14 protein-coding genes and 1 pseudogene are annotated in these 17,526 nt (G+C 74.7%); 14 read left to right on the forward strand and 1 reads right to left on the reverse strand.

From position 1 onward, the window contains the following. The first annotated feature begins 181 nt into the window (after positions 1-181). Complete coding sequence (locus ACQP1S_RS11475) at positions 182-1,201, forward strand: HAD-IIA family hydrolase (RefSeq protein ID WP_432906024.1); 1,020 nt, start codon at positions 182-184, stop codon at positions 1,199-1,201. A 154-nt stretch (positions 1,202-1,355) separates the two neighbouring features. Here the strand turns inward: ACQP1S_RS11475 and ACQP1S_RS11480 are convergent, their stop codons facing one another. Beyond that, entirely contained in the window at positions 1,356-1,691 is a 336-nt protein-coding gene (locus tag ACQP1S_RS11480) for an SCP2 sterol-binding domain-containing protein (protein WP_432906026.1), read from the reverse strand. A 111-nt stretch (positions 1,692-1,802) separates the two neighbouring features. Here ACQP1S_RS11480 and ACQP1S_RS11485 point away from each other — a divergent pair, with 111 nt between their 5' ends. The 13 genes and pseudogenes from ACQP1S_RS11485 to ACQP1S_RS11545 all read left to right on the forward strand — a co-directional run bounded on the left by ACQP1S_RS11485 (position 1,803) and on the right by ACQP1S_RS11545 (position 17,498). Next, a complete protein-coding gene (locus ACQP1S_RS11485; protein ID WP_432906029.1) occupies positions 1,803-2,411 on the forward strand; it encodes a phasin family protein in 609 nt (202 codons plus the stop codon). Positions 2,412-2,532: 121 nt separating this feature from the next. Then, complete coding sequence (locus ACQP1S_RS11490; protein ID WP_432906032.1) at positions 2,533-2,730, forward strand: hypothetical protein; 198 nt, start codon at positions 2,533-2,535, stop codon at positions 2,728-2,730. 22 nt (positions 2,731-2,752) lie between these two features. After that, complete coding sequence (locus tag ACQP1S_RS11495) at positions 2,753-3,598, forward strand: TlyA family RNA methyltransferase (protein WP_432906034.1); 846 nt, start codon at positions 2,753-2,755, stop codon at positions 3,596-3,598. Positions 3,599-3,707: 109 nt separating this feature from the next. Continuing rightward, complete coding sequence (locus ACQP1S_RS11500) at positions 3,708-4,592, forward strand: NAD kinase (RefSeq protein ID WP_219460079.1); 885 nt, start codon at positions 3,708-3,710, stop codon at positions 4,590-4,592. Positions 4,593-4,754: 162 nt separating this feature from the next. After that, positions 4,755-6,512 (forward strand): DNA repair protein RecN, encoded by a 1,758-nt coding sequence (gene recN, locus ACQP1S_RS11505; protein ID WP_432906035.1) that lies wholly within the window; start codon positions 4,755-4,757, stop codon positions 6,510-6,512. Positions 6,513-6,631: 119 nt separating this feature from the next. Beyond that, positions 6,632-7,810, forward strand: coding sequence for a putative cytokinetic ring protein SteA (gene steA, locus ACQP1S_RS11510; RefSeq protein WP_091254585.1), 1,179 nt, complete (start codon positions 6,632-6,634; stop codon positions 7,808-7,810). Positions 7,811-7,837: 27 nt separating this feature from the next. After that, positions 7,838-8,773 carry a copper transporter gene (locus tag ACQP1S_RS11515; protein WP_091254524.1) on the forward strand — a complete coding sequence of 312 codons (936 nt, stop codon included), beginning with the start codon at positions 7,838-7,840 and terminating at the stop codon, positions 8,771-8,773. 58 nt (positions 8,774-8,831) lie between these two features. After that, positions 8,832-9,697: pseudogene (locus ACQP1S_RS11520) on the forward strand (hypothetical protein). Position 9,698: 1 nt separating this feature from the next. Beyond that, entirely contained in the window at positions 9,699-11,369 is a 1,671-nt protein-coding gene (gene murJ / locus ACQP1S_RS11525) for a murein biosynthesis integral membrane protein MurJ (protein WP_091254532.1), read from the forward strand. Beyond that, positions 11,366-12,550: a glycosyltransferase family 4 protein gene (locus tag ACQP1S_RS11530; protein ID WP_432906040.1), complete on the forward strand. Its 1,185-nt coding sequence runs from the start codon at positions 11,366-11,368 to the stop codon at positions 12,548-12,550. The genes murJ and ACQP1S_RS11530 overlap by 4 nt, the downstream gene beginning before the upstream one ends. Then, positions 12,550-14,970 carry a hypothetical protein gene (locus tag ACQP1S_RS11535; protein ID WP_432906042.1) on the forward strand — a complete coding sequence of 807 codons (2,421 nt, stop codon included), beginning with the start codon at positions 12,550-12,552 and terminating at the stop codon, positions 14,968-14,970. The genes ACQP1S_RS11530 and ACQP1S_RS11535 overlap by 1 nt, the downstream gene beginning before the upstream one ends. A 129-nt stretch (positions 14,971-15,099) precedes the next feature. Then, complete coding sequence (locus tag ACQP1S_RS11540; RefSeq protein ID WP_432906044.1) at positions 15,100-16,896, forward strand: CTP synthase; 1,797 nt, start codon at positions 15,100-15,102, stop codon at positions 16,894-16,896. Further along, positions 16,893-17,498: an NUDIX domain-containing protein gene (locus ACQP1S_RS11545; RefSeq protein ID WP_091254542.1), complete on the forward strand. Its 606-nt coding sequence runs from the start codon at positions 16,893-16,895 to the stop codon at positions 17,496-17,498. The genes ACQP1S_RS11540 and ACQP1S_RS11545 overlap by 4 nt, the downstream gene beginning before the upstream one ends. Positions 17,499-17,526 lie beyond the last annotated feature (28 nt).

Genomic DNA, 17,526 nt, shown 5'->3' on the forward strand with positions numbered 1-17,526 from the left:
GTGCGGTCGACCTCTCCGCCGGTGCGGCGGGGGACGGCGACCACGAGGCCGACGACGTCTCCGCAGGCGCCGTGGAGACCCGGCGCGACCCCGCCGCGGGTGCGGCCGGTCGCGCGGCCGACGCGACGACCCCGGTCGAGGTCCGGCCGGTGGACGGGCGCGACGCGGAGGCGGACCAGCGATGACCGGGGTCGCCGGGGACCGGCTGATCGACGGGTACGCCCTGGTCGTGTTCGACCTGGACGGAGTGATCTACCTGATCGACCGGCCGATCCCCGGCGCGGTCGAGGCCCTCGGCGCGCTGCGGGCCGAGGGCCGTTCGGTGGCGTTCGCCACGAACAACGCCTCACGACGTTCCAGTGAGGTCGCCGACCTGCTCACGGGCATGGGCGTGCCGGCCGATCCGGCGGAGGTGCTCACCTCGGCCGCTGCCGCCGCCGAACTGCTGCGGGACCGGCTTCCCGCCGGGTCCGCGGTGCTCGTCGTCGGTGCCGAGGCGCTGCGCGCCGAGATCCGCGCCGTCGGGCTCACCCCCGTCGACCGTGCCGACGCCGCACCGGTCGCCGTCGTCCAGGGGTACGGCCCGCAGGTGGGCTGGGCGGACCTGGCCGAGGCGTCGGTGGCGATCCGGGCCGGGGCGAGCTGGGTGGCCACCAACACCGACCGGACGCTGCCGAGCGGACGTGGCCCGTTGCCCGGCAACGGGTCGCTGGTGGCTGCCCTGCGGCACGCCCTGGACCGGGCACCCGACGTGGTGGTCGGCAAACCCGAGCCGGCGCTGTTCGCCACCGCCGCCCGGCGGGCCGGCACCGGTCGGACGCTGGTGGTCGGTGACCGGCTCGACACCGACATCGAGGGCGCCCGCCGGGCCGGGCTGGACAGCCTGCTGGTGCTGACCGGCGTCAGCGACGTACCCGAGCTGCTGGCGGCTGCCGAACAGCGGCGGCCGACCCATGTGGCGGCGGACCTGGCCGGGCTCTTCGACCCGGCAGCGGTGGTCCGGGTTCCCGGTGCCCCGGAGACCGGCGGATGGTCGGTGACGGTGGTGGACGGGGCGGTGGAGTTGCGTGGTGCCGGGCGGCCGCTCGACGCGCTGGCGGCGCTCTGCGCGGTCGCCTGGTCGGCGGGCACCGGTGCGGACGTCCGACCGGCCTCACCGGAGGCGCAGCAGGCGCTGGCCGGCTTCGGACTGGCCACCTGACCAGCACCACTCGGCAACCTAGCCAGCTCGGCACCTGACCAGCTCGGCCAGCTGACAGCGGGGCCCGGGGCGGCACCGACCCGACAGCGGGTGGTGCCGCCCCGGCCTGTCTGTCGGCCCGCCGCAGCGGACCGGTCGTCGCCGGTGTCGCCGCTCAGAGCAGCTTGCGTAGCTTCAGCAGGTCGAACGGGCTGGCCTTGATGGAGATCCGCCGGGCGGCGACCGCCTTGGTGACGTCGAGCTGACCGTGCACCAGGGCGACCAGGTCGTCGCTGCTGGTGACCAGGGCGATCTTCGCCTTGGGGTCGTCGCCGTCGGTGAGGTCGAGCAGTCGACCACCGGTGATCCGGCCGTGGAACGCGGTCTCCAGGTCGGTGATCCGGCAGGCCAGGGTGCGGTCCAGATCGATCTTGCTGGACGCGTCGGCGTGCCGGTCCAGGCGGCTGGCAAGATCCCGCAGTGCCTGTCGGCACTCGTCCACGGTGGCCACATCGTCTCCCTCACACCCGCCACGCCGTTTTCCGGCACCGTACCGCAATGGGCGGCCCGGGGCGCCCGGTAGCGTGAGGGCCGCACACTGCCCCCGCGGAAGGACTCAGTCATGCAGGACGCGTGGCGCGCCTACCTGGAGCTGGCCCTGGGCCTGACGGAAGCGCCCCGGAAGAGGGCTCAGGACGCCGCCCGGCGGTTGGTCGGTACGGGCGGCGCGACCGCCGGGCAGCTTCAGGCGCTCGCCGAGGAACTCCTCGCCACCGGCGCGGCGAACCGGGAGGCGCTGACCAAACTGGTCCGGTTCGAGGTCGACCGGGCGCTCGGCGCGGTGGGGTTGGCCACCGCCGACGAGGTCGCCGAGTTGACCCGCCGGGTGCACGAGCTGGAACGGCAACTCCGTGAGGCGAAGGGCGGACCGGGCGTGCTGCCGGTCGGCGATGCCGCACCGGACACCACCGTCCCGCCGGACACCACCGTCCCGCCGATCGCCGCTGTCCCGCCGCCCGCCGCCGCCGTACCGGACACCGCCGCCCCGACTGCGGTCGCCAGCCCGCCGGCCAGGACGGTGGCCAAGAAGGCGGTGGCGAAGAAAGCCGTGAAGAAGGCGGCGTCGGTGGAACCCTCGACCGGCGTGGACGGCCCCGCCGAGGGCGCCGTGCCGTCCCGACCGGTCAAGAAGGCCGGCCCCGGCCGACGGCACACCGGTGACGCCGAGTGAGCCGCCCGGCCGGGAGTCGGTCGTGACCGGCCCGTTCCGCCCCGGTCCGCCGCCCGCCGGACGCCCTGGTCCGCCGCCCGTCGGCCGGCCCGTTCCGCCGTCCGCCGGTCGCCCGGGTCCGGTGCCCGCCGGCAGCCCCGGTCCGTCGGCGGTCGTCGGGTTCGACGATGATGTCGACGACGTCCGTCATCCCGCCGTCGACGCCGCCGTCCGGGCGATGGCCAACGCCGAGGGCCTGCCCCCGGCCGACCAGATCGCCCAGTACGAGGCGGCGTACCAGACGTTGCGGGAGACCCTCGCCACCATCGATCAGGCCTGACCGGACCGGAGAGAACCACCCCATGGCACGTCGTACCCGGCTCGACGCCGAACTCGTCCGTCGCGGCCTGGCCCGGTCCCGCGAGCAGGCCGGCGCGCTGATCGAGGCCGGCCGGGTCCAGCTGCGCGGGGTGCCCGCGCGCAAGGCCGCCGCGATGGTCGATCCGGCCGATCCGCTGCTGGTCACCGGTGCCGACCCGGCCGACGAGTACGTCTCCCGGGGCGGCCACAAGCTGGCCGGCGCGCTCGCCGCCTTCGGCCCCGCCGGGCTGCGGGTGGCGGGCCGCCGCTGCCTGGACGCCGGGGCGTCGACCGGCGGGTTCACCGACGTGCTGTTGCGGGCGGACGCGGCCGAGGTGGTCGCCGTGGACGTCGGTTACGGGCAGCTCGCCTGGTCACTGCGTACCGACGAACGGGTGCGGGTCCTGGACCGCACCAACGTGCGCACCCTCACCCCGGAGGCGATCGGTGGGGCGGTGGACCTGACCGTGGCCGACCTGTCGTTCATCTCACTGCGCCTGGTGCTGCCCGCGCTGGCCGGTTGCACCCGTACCGACGGTGACCTGGCGCTGATGGTCAAGCCGCAGTTCGAGGTCGGCAAGGAACGGGTCGGCACCGGCGGTGTGGTCCGGGACCCGGCGTTGCGGGCCGAGGCGGTGCTGGACGTGGCGGCGACCGCCGCCGGGCTCGGACTGGGGCTGGCGGACGTGGCGGCCAGCCCGCTACCGGGTCCGAGCGGCAACGTCGAGTTCTTCGTATGGTTACGCCGGGACGCCCCGACGGCCGACGCCGAGCGGGTGCACGCCGTGGTGGCCGCCGGGCCGATCGGCCCCGGGCCGGACCCGGCCTCGGGGAAGGTGGCAGGGTGAGGGTGGTGCGCGGCGTCGGGACGGTGTCCCACGAGGGTGGACGGGAGGCGGGTCCGGTGGACCTCAACGATGGTGGGGCCGCTCGGCTGCCCGACGGGTGGTGGCACCGGTGAGCCGCACCGCGTTGCTGGTGACGCACACCGGGCGGCGCCGGAGCACCGAGCACGCCCGGGCGGTCGCCGCCGACCTGATCGCGGCCGGCTTCGAGGTGCGGGTGGTGGCCGAGGAGGCCGAGGACCTGGACCTGCCCGGGGTGGTGCCGATGGCCGGTCAGCGGGCGGCCGAGGGCGCCGAGATCGTCTTCGCGCTCGGCGGTGACGGCACCTTCCTGCGCGCCGCCGAACTGGCCCGCCCGACGAAGGTGCCGCTGCTCGGCATCAACCTGGGCAAGGTCGGGTTTCTCGCCGAGGCGGAGATCGACGACCTGGACACGGCCGTGCGGGACGTGGTCGGGCGCAACTACACGGTGGACGAACGGCTCACCCTCGACGTCACCGCCGAGTTCGACGGCGGCCCGACCATCGAGTCGTGGGCGCTCAACGAGATCAGCGTGGAAAAGGGCGAGCGGGCCCAGATGCTGGAGCTGCTGGTCGACGTGGACGGTCGGCCGCTGTCCCGCTACGGCTGTGACGGTGTGGTCTGCGCCACCCCCACCGGCTCCACCGCGTACGCGTTCTCCGGGGGCGGGCCGGTGGTGTGGCCCGAGGTGGAGGCGCTGCTGCTGGTGCCGATCAGCGCGCACGCGTTGTTCAGCCGCCCGCTGGTGACCGCGCCGACCTCCACGTTCGTCATCACGGTCGACCCGTTCACCACCCTGGCGGTGCTCTGCTGTGACGGTCGTCGGGTCTACGATCTGCCGCCGGGGGCGACGGTGACGGTGCGTCGGGGCGCGCTGCCGGTGCGGGTCGTGCGGTTGCGGGACCGACCGTTCACCGACCGGCTGGTGGCCAAGTTCGACCTGCCGGTGCAGGGCTGGCGGGGCAGCCGCCGCTGATCCCGTCCCGATCCGCAGGCGGGACCGGGTATGTCCGTCGTCGCCCGAGGGCCGTCCACCAGTGTCACTGCCCCGGCGGCGACGGGGTGGATCATCCCCGGCCCGGATGGTCGGCCGTGCCGGCTGGTCAACTGTCGCAGCACGCGTCTACTGTCGGGTGCTGTGCTGGAAGAGCTGCGGATCACCGGACTGGGCGTCATCGAGGACACCACCCTGCCGCTTGCCGGCGGGATGAACGTCATCACCGGTGAGACCGGTGCCGGCAAGACGATGGTGGTGACCGGCCTCGGCCTGCTGTTCGGCGGTCGGGCCGACGCGGGCCGGGTGCGGGCCGTGCCGGGCCGGGCCACCGTCGAGGGGCGGCTGCGCCTCGCCGGCCGGGTCGCCGACGTGGTGCACGCCCGGATCGTCGACGCCGGCGGCGGACCCGACGACGACGGTTCGCTGCTGATGAGCCGCACGGTCACCGTGGAGGGCCGGTCCCGGGCGCACCTGGGCGGCCGGAGCATGCCGGTGTCGATGCTCGGTGAGGTCGGCGAGCAGGTGGTGGCGGTGCACGGTCAATCCGACCAGCTGCGGTTGCTGCGGCCCACCGAGCAACGGGCCGCGTTGGACCGGTTCGCCGGCCACGGGCACGAGAAGCTGGTCGACGCGCTGCGGGAGGCGTACGGGCGGTGGCGGCAGGTGGTCGACGACCTGGCCGACCGGCGCAGCAACGCCCGGGCCCGGCACCAGGAGGCCGACCTGCTGCGGCTGGGCCTGGATGAGATCACCCGGGTCGATCCGCAGGCCGGCGAGGACGATGAGCTGAAGACCGAGGCGCAGCGGTTGGAGCACGCCGAGGGGCTGCGGACGGCGGCCCAGTTGGCGCACCTGTGCGTGGCCGGTGGGGTGGAGGCGGCCGACGACACCCCGGACGCCACGACGCTGCTCGGCACGGCCCGGCGGACCCTGGAGGCGCAGGCCGGCACCGATCCGGCGCTGGGTGATCTGGCCGGTCGGTTGGAAGAGGCGGCCACCCTGGTGGCGGACGTCTCGGCGGAGCTGTCGACCTATCTGGCGGCGCTGGACGCCGATCCGGCCCGGTTGCAGACGATCTATGAGCGGCGGGCCGCGTTGCGCGCGTTGACCCGCAAGTACGCCGACGACGTCGACGGGGTGATCGCCTGGGCGGAGCGGGCCCGGACCCGGCTGTCCGACCTGGATACCTCCGACGAGGTGCTCGACGAGTTGGACCGGGAGGCGCAGCGCCTCGCCGGTGAGGTGGCCGAGTTGGCCGGGCGGTTGTCGGCTTCCCGGCAGGAGGCGGCGGTCCGGTTCGCCGCGCAGGTCACCGTGGAGTTGGCCGGCTTGGCGATGCCGCACGCCCGGATCGAGGTGGCGGTGCTGCCCCGACCGGCCGGGCGGTCCGAGCCGACGCTGTCGGTCAACGGGGTCGAGTGCGGGGTCGGTCCGGACGGTGCCGACGAGGTGGAGTTGCGGCTGCTGGCCCATCCGGGTGCGCCGTCGCTGCCGTTGCAGCGGGGGGCCTCCGGCGGTGAGTTGTCCCGGGTGATGCTCGCCATCGAGGTGGTGTTCGCCGGCTCCGGTGGGCCGCCCACCCTGGTGTTCGACGAGGTCGACGCCGGGGTCGGTGGGCAGGCGGCGGTGGAGATCGGTCGTCGGCTGGCCCGGTTGGCGCGCAGTCACCAGGTGCTGGTGGTGACCCACCTGCCGCAGGTGGCCGCGTTCGCCGATCGGCACCTGGTGGTGGCGAAGGACACCGGGGGTGCGGTGACCACCAGTGGGGTGCGGGTGGTGGAGGACACCGAGCGGGCCCGGGAGTTGGCCCGGATGCTGGCGGGTTTGCCGGATTCGGATCTGGGTATCGCCCATGCCGAGGAGCTGCTGGCCGTCGCGGCCAAGGAAAGACGACCCTGACCGCAACGATTGTGAGCGGAGGCACACCGCCCTGTGCTCCGGTGTGCTTCCCTGGGTAGGCGGCCCTGCTCAGGCATGTCGCAACGGAAATGCCTGCCTCCCATGCCAGGATGGTCACGATGCGTCTACCCACGTTGCGCCGGACCCGGAACGCGGAACCGGACTCAGTTCTCGGCACCGCACGTCTGGACCGCCGTACCAAACGGCTGGTCGGCCGGCTCCGCCCCGGTGACATCGCGGTGATCGACCATGTCGACCTGGACCGGGTGGCGGCCGATTCGCTGGTCGCGGTCGGGGTCGCGGCGGTCCTCAACGCCAAGCCGTCGGTCTCCGGCCGGTATCCGAACCTCGGCCCCGAGGTGCTGATCGGCGCGGGCATCCTGCTCCTGGACGACCTCGGTGAGGGGGTCTTCGAGCGGCTCCGGGAGGGCGACACCGTCCGGATCGAGGGCAACACCGTCTTCGTCGGCGACGATCCGGTCGCGCACGGTGACCTCCAGGACGCCGAGACGGTCGCCAAGGCGATGTCCGACGCCCGGGAGGGTCTGTCGGTGCAGCTGGAGGCGTTCGCCGCCAACACCATGGACTACCTGCGCCAGGAACGGGACCTGCTGCTCGACGGGGTGGGCGTACCCGAGATCCAGACCGCGGTGCAGGGTCGGCACTGCCTGATCGTGGTGCGGGGGTACGACTACAAGGCCGACCTGGACGTGTTGCGCCCCTACATCCGGGAGTTCAAGCCGGTGCTGATCGGCGTGGACGGCGGCGCGGACGCACTGGTCGAGGCGGGTTACACCCCCGACATGATCATCGGGGACATGGACTCGGTCACCGACGACGTGCTGCGCTGCGGTGCCGAGGTGATCGTGCATGCCTACCCGGACGGCCGGGCGCCCGGCCTGGCCCGGGTCAACGGGCTCGGGGTGCCGGCGATCACCTTCCCGGCCGCCGCCACCAGCGAGGACCTGGCCATGCTGCTGGCCGACGAGAAGGGTGCCTCGCTGCTGGTCGCGGTGGGCACCCACGCCACGCTTGTCGAGTTCCTGGACAAGGGGCGGGGCGGGATGGCCTCCACCTTCCTCACCCGGCTCAAGGTCGGCGGCAAGCTGGTCGACGCCAAGGGCGTGAGCCGGCTCTACCGGCAGAGCATCTCCGGCTCGTCCCTGCTGCTCCTGGTCCTCTCGGCGATCGCCGCGATGGCCTCCGCCGTGGCGGTCTCCACCGTCGGCAAGGCGTATTTGGGCGTGGTCTCCGAATGGTGGGACAATCTCGTGTTCCAGCTCGGCCAGCTCTTCTAGCTCCCGACCGATCAAGAGGCTGCAAGCGTGATCAACTTCCGGTACCACGTGGTGTCCCTGACCGCGGTCTTCCTGGCGTTGGCGATCGGCCTGGTGGTCGGCACGGCCGCCCTCAACGGCCCGGTGGCCGACTCCCTCAAGGAGACCGTCAACTCGCTGCGCAAGGACAACCAGCAGATGCGCCAGTCGGTCAACAGCCTCCAGAAGGAGCTGGACCTCGAGGAGGACTTCGCCGCCGAGATGGCGCAGCTCTACCTCCCCGGCAAGCTCACCGGCAAGCGCGTGATGGTGCTCAGCCTGCCCACCGGCCGGGAGCACACCGAGGGCGTGCTGAAGATGCTCCAGACCGCCGGGGCCACCGTGACCGGCCGGGTCGACGTGCAGGACAAGTTCATCAACCCGGACAACAACACCAACCTGATGGAGCTGGCCGTCACCGCCGCCCGGCCCACCGCGCCCGCCTCGGCGCTGCCCGGCAACGGCAACGGCGTGGAGACCTCCAGCGCCCTGCTGGCCAGCGTCCTGCTCGACCGCCCGCAGGGCACCCCGGTGGTCACCGAGGCCGACCGGCGGGCGGTGCTGGCCGCGTACGCCAACGCCGGGTACCTCACCAGCGAGGAGAAGGTCACCGGGCCGGCCGAGGCCGTGGTGGTGGTCAGCGGGCAGCCCTACGTCGACAAGGACTCCGCCAAGAAGGACGAGTCGGTGGTGAAGGTCGCCGAGCAGTTCGACCGCACCGGCGCGATCGTCGTCGGCGGCAACGGCTCCGCCGGGGGCAACCTGGTGGCCGTCGTCCGCGGCGACCCGGTGCTCGCCCAGACCATCTCCACCGTCGACAACGCCAACACCGTGCAGGGGCAGCTGGTCACCAGCCTGGCCCTGGTCCAACAACTCTCCGAGAAGCGGACCGGTCAGTACGGCGTCGGCGACAACGCCACGTTGGTGCCTAGACTGCCCCAGTGAGCGAACCACGTACCCCGGTGACCGGTTACCACCCGCCCGCACTGTCCGGCGGTGCCGCGTGAGCGGGCTCGGGCGGCTGCTCGCCGCCGCCGCCGGAGCCGCCGCCACCCGGTACGCGCTGCGGGAGGCCCGTACCTCCCCGGTGGGGCCGGCGTTGGAGCGGACCAACTTCCGGGGCCGTACCGTCAGCCTCGCGGCCGGGCCGGCGCTCGCCGTCGGGGCGTCCGGTGCGGGGGCGCTCGGCGCGGCCAGCGTCCCGGCCGGGGCGGCGGTGCTCGTCGCCGGCCTCGGTTCCGGCGCGGTCGGCCTCTACGACGACGTGGTGGGCGCCCGGCCGGAGCAGAAGGCCGCCAAGGGCTTCGCCGGTCACCTCGCCGCGCTGCGCGCCGGCCGGGTCACCGCCGGCCTGGTCAAGGTCGCCGGGGTGGGCGCGGCCGGGCTGGCCGCCGCCGCGCTGCTCGCCGCCGATCCCACGGTCGCCGCGCACCCCGCCGGCAGCGGCACCGCACCCTCGGCCGCACCGTCGACGTGCTGCTCGGCGCGGGTGTGATCGCCGGCACCGCCAACCTGCTCAACCTGCTCGACCTGCGCCCCGGCCGGGCGCTGAAGTCGGGCGTGCTGCTCGGCGTCCCGCTGGCCGGTGGCCCGCACGCGGGCATCGCCGCCGGTGCGGTCGGCGCCGCCGGTGGGCTGCTCGACGAGGACCTGGGCGAGCGGGTCATGATCGGCGACAGCGGGGCCAACGCGCTCGGCGCGCTGCTCGGGGTGGCACTGGCCGCCCGGACCGGGCCGCTCGGCCGGGCCGGTCTGCTCGCGGTCCTCGCCGGCCTCACCGCGGCCAGTGAGAAGGTCAGCTTCACGGCGGTCATCCAGCGCACCCCGGTGCTGCGGGAACTCGACGCGCTGGGCCGGCGATCCGACTGACGTGACCAGACCGGCACCCCTCGCCGGCGCCGGTCGGGTGGCCGGCGCCGCCGCCCTCATCGCCGTGCTCACCGTGGTCGCCCGGCTCGCCGGGTTCGGCCGGACCGCCGTGTTCACCTGGGTCGTCGAGACCAGCGACCTCGGTGGCATGTACGTGCTCGCCAACACCGTCCCGAACATCATCTTCGAGATCGTCGCCGGTGGGGCGCTGGCCAGTCTCGTCGTACCGCTGCTGGCCGGGCCGGTCGCGGCCGGTGACCGGCGGGCGGTGGCCGCCACCACCGGCGCGCTGCTGACCTGGACGGTGACCCTGCTGGTGCCGCTCGCGGCGCTGGTGGCGCTGTTCGCCGACCCGGTCGTGGCGGTCATCTCCGACGGGCGGTCACCGGCCGAACTGGCCGCCGGGGCACGGATGCTGCGGGTGTTCGCCCCGCAACTGCCCCTCTACGGCATCGGGATCGTGCTGACCGGGGTGCTCCAGGCGCACCGCCGGTTCGCCTGGCCGGTCGTCGCACCGCTGCTGTCCAGCCTCACCGTCGTGCTGGCCTACCTCGTCTTCGGGGTCACCCAGGGGCGGGACGCGAGCATCGCCCAGGTGAGCCGGGCCGGGGAGCTGATCCTCTCCGGCGGCACCACCCTCGGCGTGGTGGTGCTGTCGCTGTCGCTGCTGATCCCGCTGCGCCGGCTCGGGCTGGCCTGGCGACCCGGCTACGCCTTCCCCGCCGACGCCCGGGCCCGGGTCGGCGGGCTCGCCGTCGCCGGGGCGGTCACCGTCACCGCCCAACAACTCGCCCTGGTGGTCATCCTCAACCGGATCTCCGGTGGCCCGACCGAAGCCCCGCAGGTCTACAACCTCGCCCAGACCATGTACCTGCTGCCCTGGGCGGTGCTCGCGGTGCCGCTGGCGGTCGCCGCGTACCCGGGGCTGTCGGCCGCCGCCGCGACCGGCGACGAGGACGGCTACCGCACGACGGTCGCCGCGACCACCCGGGGGGTGCTGCTGTGCAGCTTCCTCGGCGCGGCGGCCCTGATCGGCACCGCCGAACCGGTCGGCCGGTTCTTCCCGCTCGGCGCGGAGCCGACCGCCGCCGCGATCGCCGGTTTCGCCCCCGGGCTGGTCGGCTACGGGCTCTTCGCGGTGCTGTCGCGGGCCCTCTACGCCCGGGGGGCCACCCGGGTGGCCACCGCCGCCATCACCACCGGCTGGCTGGTGGTGCCGCTGGTCGCCGTACCGCTGGCGGCGCTGCTGCCGCGCGCCGACCGGGTGCCGGCCGTCACCCTGGCCAACTCCGTCGGCATGCTGGTCCTCGGGGTGCTGCTGGTCGGCGCGGTGCTCCGCTCCGCCGGTCGGGCCGCCCTCGCCGGCGCCGGCCGGGCCGCCACCGCCGGTCTGCTGGCCGCGCTGCTCGCCGCCCCGGCCGGTGTCCTCACCGCCCGCCTGCTCGCCGACGGCGGCACCCCGACGACAACGGGAGCACTCGTGCAGGGCATGCTGTCCGGGGCCGTGGTCGGCGTGCTGTTCCTCGCCGTGGCCTGGTTGGTGGACCGGCGGGACGTCGGGCCGCTGCTCACCGGCGTACGTCGTCGGCTGGGTGGCCGGCGACCGACGGGTGACCCGCAGGACGGCGTTGCCCGCGACGCCGGTGACGGGAAGGAGACCCTCTCCCCATGACCGACGCGACGCCCGCCCCCGATCCCGGGGGCACGGTGGTGCTGCTGCTCGCCTCCAGCACCGGCGGGGTGGGTCAACACGTCCGGTCGGTGGCCCGGGGGCTCGTCGAGGCCGGCCAGCCGGTGCTGGTCTGCGGCCCGGCCGCCACCGGCGAACAGTTCGACTTCGCCGCCACCGGAGCCCGGTTCACCCCGGTGGAGATCTCGGCCAACCCGACCCCCGCCGACGCCCGGGCGGTCACCGCGCTGCGTCGGGCGCTGGCCGGCGCGGACGTCCGGGTGGTGCACGCCCACGGGCTGCGCGCCGGGCTGGTCGCGGCGCTCGCCCGGCCGGCCGCGCCGCTCGTGGTCACCTGGCACAACGCGGTACTCGCCGGTGGGCTGCGCGGGCGGCTGTCCCGGCTCGCCGAACGGGTGGTCGCGCGGTCCGCCCGGGTCGCCCTGGGGGCCTCCGCGGACCTGGTGGACCGGGCCGCCGCGTTAGGTGCCGCCGACGCCCGGCTCGCCCCCGTCGCCGCCCCGGCCCTGCCCGCCCCGCGTCGCCGCCGGGCCGCCGTCCGCGCCGAGTTCGGCGTCGCCGCCGGGCAACCGCTGGTGCTCTCCGTCGGCCGGCTGCATTCGCAGAAGCGCTACGACGTGCTGGTCGACGCCGCCGCCCGGTGGCGTACCCGCACCCCGCCGCCCGTGGTGGTGATCGCCGGCAGTGGCCCGGCGTACCTGCCGCTGGCCGCCCGGATCTCCGCGACCCGGGCCCCGGTGACCCTGCTCGGGCACCGCACCGACGTGGCGGACCTGCTCGCCGGCGCCGACCTGGCGGTGGTGACCAGCGACTGGGAGGCCCGGCAGTTGTTCGCCCAGGAGGCGCTGCGGGCCGGCGTGCCGCTGGTGGCGACCGCCGTCGGCGGGCTGCCCGAGCTGGTCGGCGACGGCGCGCTGCTGGTCCCGGCCGGCGACGTCGACGCGGTCGACGCGGCCGTCGGGTCGCTGCTGGACGACCCCGACCTGCGGGCCGACCTGGCCGCCCGGGGCGTCACCCGGGCCGCCGGCTGGCCCACCGAGGCCGACACCGTCGCCGCGCTGCGGGCTCTCTACACCGAGCTGGACGCCGACCCCGCCGGCCCGGCAGGCCGCACCGGGGCGGCCGTCCCCGGCACCGACACCCCCTCGACGGGACGCGCCTGATGCTGCGCCGATTCACCCCGGTCCTGCTCACCCTGATCGTGGTGGCGCTCGGCGTCACCGCGTTGGCCGCCCGCCCCGACACCAGTGCGCCCCGGCGTACCGCCGACTACGTGGTCCTCGCCGGGGTGGCCGGGCTGCGCTGGTCCGACGTCGACCCGCAGACCACCCCGACCCTGTGGCGGATGGCCCAGCAGGGTTCCATCGGCTCGCTGTCCACCCGCTCCGCGCACCGCCCCACCTGCCCGGTGGACGGGTGGCTCACCCTCGGCGCGGGCAGCTACGCCGGCTGGAACGGCAGCCGCCAGCCGGGCGGCTGCCCACCTGCCGGGGTGACCGTCGAGCAGCCCGACGGGATCGGCGCCAACCTGCCCGACCAGGAGGGTGTGGTCGCCTACAACGCCGACCGGCAGCCCTGGGGCACGGTGCCCGGTTCGCTGTCGGAGTCGGTGCGCTGCTCGGTGGCGGTCGGCCCGGGTGCCGCCGTCGCCGCCGCCCGTCCCTTCGGCCGCGTCGACCGGTACGCCCCGGCGCTGCCGGCCGACCCGGCGGGGCTGCTCGGCTCCTGCGTGCTGAGCATCGTCGACCTGGGCGCGGTCAGCGGCACCGACCCGGCGGACCGGCGGGCGGACGCCCGGCGTGCCGACGAGGCGCTGGCGAAGGTGCTCGCCGCCCGGCCGCAACGGTCGCTGGTGCTGGTCGCCGGGGTGTCCGACACCGAGTCGCCGGCCCGGCTGCACGTCGTCGTCGCCGACGGTCCGGGCTGGGAACACGGCTGGCTCACCTCCGCCAGCACCGGTCGGGAGGGCTACCTGCAACTGGTCGACCTGGCGCCGACCGCGTTGATCGCGCTGGGCCGGCCGATGCCGGAGCGGCTCTTCCTCGGTCGGCCCGCGGTGAAGGTCGACGGTCGCCCCGACGACCTGGCCACCGCGATCAGTGCGCCGGCCGACGCCGACCGGGAGGCCGCCGCCCAGCGGTCCGTGGCCGGCTGGTTCTTCGCGCTGCTCGCCGCCGCGCAGGTCGTGCTGGCCATCGCGGTGCTGCCGCTGCTGCGCCGGGCCCGCCGGCTGGCCGGACCGCACAGTCCGCCGCCGGTGTCCCGCCGGATCGTGGCGACCGTGGAGTTGCTGCTGGTCGCCGTCGCCCTGGCGGTGCCCGCCGCGCTGCTCGCCGACGCGGTGCCGTGGTGGCGGGGCGAGCACGCCGGTGCGTACTTCGCCCTGGTGACGGTCGCGCTGATCGTCGGCGGCACCGCCCTGGTCCGGTTCGCCCCCGGCCACGACCGCACCCTCGGCCCGCTCGGCGCGGTCGCCGGCCTGGCCACCCTGGTGGTCGGCGCGGACGTGCTCAGTGGTGCCCGGTTGCAGCTCAACGGGGTGGTCGGCTACTCCGCGCTGGAGGGTGGCCGGTTCTCCGGCCTCGGCACGGTGGGGCTGGGGGTGTTTCTCGCCGGTTCGCTGCTCAGCGCCGGTTGGCTCGCCCAGCGGGTCCGCCGGCAGTGGCGGCCGATGGTGGTCGTCGCGGTGGGCGGGCTGGCCGTGGTGGTGATCGGCAGCCCCTACCTGGGCGCGGACTCGATCGGCGCGATCGCGTTGACCGCCGGGGTGGCGGTGGCCGCCGCGATCAGCACCGGCGGCTGGCTGACCATCAGCCGGCTGGTCTGGGCCACCATGGCCGGGTTGGCGCTGACCATCGGCTTCGCGGTGGTGGACCTGCGCCGGCCGGTGGAGGAGCGGGGGGCGTTGGGCCGGTTCCTGACCGCCCTGGGCGAGGGCACCGGCGGGCTGACCGTGCACCGGTCCAGCACGGCGAACTTCCAGACGCTGGTGAACAGCCCGCTGACGGTGCTGGCGGTGGTCGGCCTGTTGCTGGTCTGGTTCGCGTTGCTCCAGCCGTGGGGTGGGCTGATGCGGTTGTTCGGCATCTACCCGGCGATCCGGGCGGCGCTGGCCGGCACGGCCCTGGCGGCGGTCATCGCCGGGCTGTTGGGTGGTGCCGCGCTGGACGTGGCCGGGGCGGCCGCGGCGCTGGTGGTGCCGATGGCGGCGCTGGCCTCGCTGCGGGTGCTCGACCACTCCACCGACCGCACCCTGCCCGGCACGGGCAATCCCCGCCCGGGTGGCCTGGATGGTCCGCCCGGCGGTGCCCCGCCCGACGACGCCCCCGACGGGGGACGGCCCGACGACGGTGGGGAAGCCCGCGCGGTGGACGGGGACGCCCCGACCACGGGGGCGGGGGAGCCGTCCGACGGCCCCCGGGTGGGCGGCCCGGACGAGGGCGGTGCCGACGGTACGGACGACGCCGGGGCCCGGCCGGCGGGGCGGGACGCGGCGAAGGTGCCCGCGGCGCGTACCCCCGGGGCGGTGGAGTCGGCCCGGTCCGGGGCGGTGGCCGGCCGGTCCGACGCCGGGGCGCGATAGCCCGAGGTCGGGTGCGACGCCAGGTGGCCCCGGAGGAGGTGTTACCGTGGAATCCCGTGGATCGCGTGATCACTTTGCTGATCGGCACGGCGGTTCGCACGACCGCTACGGACGACACGGGAGCAGGCCTTGGCCCCTTCAGCACGGACGACCCGGCACATCTTCGTCACCGGGGGCGTCGCCTCCTCGCTCGGCAAGGGCCTCACCGCCTCCAGCCTCGGCAATCTGCTCACCGCGCGCGGGCTGCGGGTGGTGATGCAGAAGCTCGACCCCTACCTCAACGTCGACCCGGGGACAATGAACCCGTTCCAGCACGGTGAGGTCTTCATCACCGAGGACGGCGCGGAGACCGACCTCGACGTCGGGCACTACGAGCGTTTCCTCGACCGGGACCTCTCCGGCAAGGCCAACGTCACCACCGGCCAGATCTACTCGGACGTGATCGCCAAGGAGCGGCGCGGCGAATACCTGGGCGACACCGTCCAGGTCATCCCGCACATCACCAACGAGATCAAGGCCCGGATCCTCGGCATGGCCGATCCGGACGGCGACGGCCAGATCCCGGACGTGGTGATCACCGAGGTCGGTGGCACCGTCGGCGACATCGAGTCGTTGCCGTTCCTGGAGGCGATCCGTCAGGTCCGGCACGACCTGGGCCGGGACAACTGCTTCTATCTGCACGTCTCGCTGGTGCCCTACCTGGCCCCGTCGGGAGAGCTGAAGACCAAGCCGACCCAGCACTCGGTGGCGCAGCTGCGCAACATCGGCATCCAGCCCGACGCCATCGTGCTGCGCTGCGACCGGGAGATCCCGGAGAAGCTGAAGGAGAAGCTGTCCCTCTACTGCGATGTGGACCGGGAGGCGGTCGTCGCCGCCCCGGACGCCCCGAGCATCTACGACATCCCCAAGGTGCTGCACCGCGAGGGGCTCGACGCGTACGTGGTGCGCCGGCTCGGGCTGTCCTTCCGCGACGTCGACTGGACCAGGTGGGACGACCTGCTGGAGCGGGTGCACCAGCCGCACCACACGGTCACCGTGGCGGTGGTCGGCAAGTACGTCGACCTGCCCGACGCCTACCTGTCGGTCAGTGAGGCGATCCGGGCCGCCGGTTTCGGCCACCGGGCCCGGGTGCAGCTGCGCTGGGTGCCCAGCGACGACTGCGTCACCCCGGCCGGCGCGGCGTCGGCGCTGTCCGGCGTGGACGGGATCGTCATTCCCGGCGGGTTCGGCGTACGCGGCATCGAAGGCAAGATCGGCACCGCCCGGTACGCCCGGGAGAACGGGGTGCCGCTGCTCGGGCTCTGTCTCGGCCTGCAGTGCATGACCATCGAGGTGGCCCGCCACCTGGCCGGCCTCGACGCGGCGAACTCCCTCGAGTTCGACGAGGAGGCCACGCACCCGGTCATCGCCACCATGGCCGACCAGGAGGACATCGTCGCCGGTCGGGGTGACCTCGGCGGCACGATGCGGCTCGGGGCGTACCCGGCGACGCTGGCCGAGGGGTCGATCGTGGCCGAGGCGTACGGCAGCACCGAGATCAGCGAGCGGCACCGGCACCGCTACGAGGTCAACAACGCCTACCGGGACCAGCTCACCCGGGCCGGCCTGCACATCTCCGGCACCTCCCCGGACGGCCGGCTGGTCGAGTTCGTCGAGCTGGACCGGGGTCTGCACCCGTTCTTCGTGGCCACCCAGGCGCACCCGGAGCTGAAGAGCCGCCCGACCCGCCCGCACCCGCTGTTCGCCGGATTCGTCAAGGCGGCCGTGGCGTACTCGCAGGCCGACCAGCTGCCGGTGGACCTCGACCCGGGGGCCGGGGCGGCCAAGAACGAGACGCCCACGAGCGAGGCGTCGAAGAAGGGGGCGCCGACGCCGAAGAACGCGGCCCGCAACGGCGCGTCGGCGACGGCGTCGTCCGCGTCGTGAGCGCCGCCGAGCACCGTTACGAGCTGCGCTCCCGGGTCGAGCGGTACGCCGGGCGGATCTTCACCGTGGTCACCGACGAGGTGAGCATGCCCGGCGGGGGCACCGCCACCCGCGACTACGCCCGGCACGTCGGCGCGGTCGCCGTGGTCGCCCTCGACGACGCCGGTCAGGTGGTGCTGGTGCGGCAGTACCGGCAGCCGGTCGGGCGGCACCTGTGGGAGCTGCCCGCCGGGCTGATGGACGTCGACGGCGAGGACCTGCCGGTGGCCGCCGCCCGGGAGTTGGCCGAGGAGGCCGACCTGACCGCCGGCCGGTGGGACCTGCTGGTCGACGTGCACACCTCGCCGGGGTTCTCCGACGAGGTGGTCCGGGTGTTCCTGGCCCGGGAGTTGGCCGAGGTGCCCGTCGGGCAGCGGCACGAGCGGCACGACGAGGAGGCTGACCTGCAGATCGTCCGGATCGACCTGGACGAGGCGGTCGGCATGGTGCTGGCCGGGGAGGTCACCAACGGTCCGTGCGTGGCCGGCCTGCTGGCCGCCGCCCGGGCCCGCGACGCCGGCTGGTCGGCGCTGCGCCGGGCCGACACCCCCCTGCACCGCTGATCCGGTACGCCGACAGGGGCCGCCGCGG

It is taken from the genome of Micromonospora matsumotoense, from assembly GCF_050951065.1.
GTDB classification, from domain to species: Bacteria; Actinomycetota; Actinomycetes; order Mycobacteriales; family Micromonosporaceae; genus Micromonospora; species Micromonospora matsumotoensis.